Raw genomic sequence first — 2279 nt, forward strand, 5'->3', positions numbered from 1 at the left:
GAGCTTGTCGAAGGGTAGCGGTCAGACTTCGACAGGCTCAGGGTGCGGCGACAAGCTCAGCCTTTGATGATAACCCGCACCCTGAGCTTGTCGAAGGGTGCCAAAGTGGGCGTAAGATCAAAACGACTTGAGAAGGCCGAATATAGACGACGAGTCGCCAAGATGCAAGCATGAAATCCTGATTGCAAACGGATAATTCCTGTTAACCTGTTTAAATATATGCGAGGGTCATTATGCAAAAAAAATCAAGCCATGTGAGCACGCTCAGCTTCTTGCTGGCGGGCGCATGGTGGTTGCTGGCGGGCGCCGCGGCGGCGCAAGACGCTGGCAAGGTTACACTTAACCTGGTGTATACCAGCAGCTCGATTGGCTACGTCGATCCCTGTGGCTGAAGCGGCAGCCGGCGTGGCGGTCTTGCCAAGCGAATGACGTTGTTGGACAGTTTGCGCACAGCGCATCCGGATTTGATTGTGCTCGAGGGCGGCAATTTTGGCGAAGCGGCGAGCGGCCCTTCGGCCTGGAAAGCCGGCGAGCAGTTGAAAGTTTTGAAACAACTCGGCTATGATGCCGTGACGCTCGGACAAAACGATCTCACGCCCAATCTCGCGGAGGTTGCGGGCCAGAGCAATGCCAAAGACATGCTCTTCAGCAGCCTGGTGGAAAGCAAAACCAAAATGAAATTGCCGCCGGTGAAGATCATCAAACGGCCGGGATTTGAGTTGGGCGTGATCAGTCTCATCTCGCCGGGTTTCAATCGCGAGGCGAATGCCTCGATGAGCGGCAATGAAGCATTTTTGCGCGAGCAGCTCAAGCAGCTTGCCGACAAGAAGGTCGAATTCAAAGCCGTGGTATATCTTGGCCCGGAAGAAGAGTTGTCGGTGATCAATAAGAAATTTCCCGAAGTGGATGTTTGGTTGTTGACGCAGGGCAACCATCAACCGATTCGCTTGATTGAGAATGTCGGCGACGCGTTGGTGGTGAGTGGCGGCGATCGCGGCCGGGAAATCGGGCTGATCAAAGTCGAAAAGCAGGCCGGCGGAGAACGCGAGGCCGCGAGTTTCCAGCAGATTATATTGAATGATAAAATTGCGGACTCGCCCAAGGCTGCGCCGATTTTGGAGAGCTATCGCGCGGCGGGCCGCGCCCCGCAAACGAAGCCGGCCAAACCCAGCCCGAGCCAATCGGGCGGAAATGGAGCGGCTTTGCTAAACCCTTTCGTGGGCAGCTCGGCTTGCCAGGATTGTCATGAAGAAATCTTCGGCAAATGGCAGGAAACCCTGCACGCCCACGCGTTCGCCACGCTCGTTGCCAAGAACGAGCAGGCGAACGCCGAATGCCTGAGCTGCCACACTGTGGGTTTTGGAGAAGAAACCGGTTACAACCAAACCGCCGCGACCGCGCATCTGACGAATGTCGGATGCGAGTCCTGCCACGGCCGCGGTGGTTTTCACGTGCGCACCCGCAGCACGGCGTTGAGTTTCGCCAAAGCCACAGAAGCAACATGCGTGCGTTGCCACACGGAAAAAATGTCGCCGAAGTTTGTGTATGCGGAGTGGGTGGGGAGGGTGCATTGAGGTTATAATCGGCGCAGTCAGACGTTGGTGATGGCGCGCGTTGGGATTTGCATGCAAGATACACCGTACCCAAGATGAAGCTGATTGTCCAATAACGAAAAAAACGTGATGCAAAGCTGTCGAGAAGTTTTCAATGTTGGCCACTTTGGGGCTTGAAAAATGTCTATTTGAGAAACATTTTTTAGAAATTTCTAATGATGAAAACAAATGGCTACCATTGGAGCGCTGGGAAATGCGGTTGCTAGGCAGGTTCGTAAGGTTGTTAGTCGTGTCGACAGATCATAAAAAATGTAAATGAGGAACACAACTTGTCTATACTAGAAAACCTTACACAGCCGCTCACAAAGCTACTTGAAATAGTGGCCAATGCGATAGGTGTCATCTATAAACCAGAGCAAATTCGCAGAGAAGCGAAAGCGCACGGTGACGCTTCCATAATTTTGGCGGAAGCCAACGCTACAGTTAAAGAGATTGAATTAAGAACGCGTTTAAGATTGGACCATATAGAGAATCGTCGACAGAAAAATTTGGAACAGATCATTGGTAAGGCGGCGCTGTTTCTTCCAAGTAAAGTCGATAATAAACCAGTTGATGAAGATTGGACAGTGAAGTGCACCCCTAAAGTTGGACACTCTTGCTAAGGAATACCTGAACGGTTATATTGGTCCAACCCCAAGGGAGCACGAACATGTCAAAGAATCGCAG

General features: G+C 52.2%; 2 protein-coding genes. Both read left to right on the plus strand.

What is annotated here, in order from left to right; genetic code table 11:
• Positions 1-425 precede the first annotated feature (425 nt).
• Positions 426-1574 carry a hypothetical protein gene (locus FBQ85_29415; protein ID MDL1879251.1) on the plus strand — a complete coding sequence of 383 codons (1149 nt, stop codon included), beginning with the start codon at positions 426-428 and terminating at the stop codon, positions 1572-1574.
• Positions 1575-1852: 278 nt separating this feature from the next.
• Positions 1853-2215: a DUF2806 domain-containing protein gene (locus FBQ85_29420; protein ID MDL1879252.1), complete on the plus strand. Its 363-nt coding sequence runs from the start codon at positions 1853-1855 to the stop codon at positions 2213-2215.
• Positions 2216-2279: the final 64 nt, after the last annotated feature.

This window comes from Cytophagia bacterium CHB2 (genome assembly GCA_030263535.1).
In the GTDB taxonomy this organism is placed as follows: domain Bacteria; phylum Zhuqueibacterota; class Zhuqueibacteria; order Zhuqueibacterales; family Zhuqueibacteraceae; genus Coneutiohabitans.

Excerpts from the sequence above, each read along its gene's own strand:
- FBQ85_29415 (MDL1879251.1), top strand. The coding sequence starts at position 426 with ATGACGTTGTTGGACAGTTTGCGCACAGCGCATCCGGATTTGATTGTG.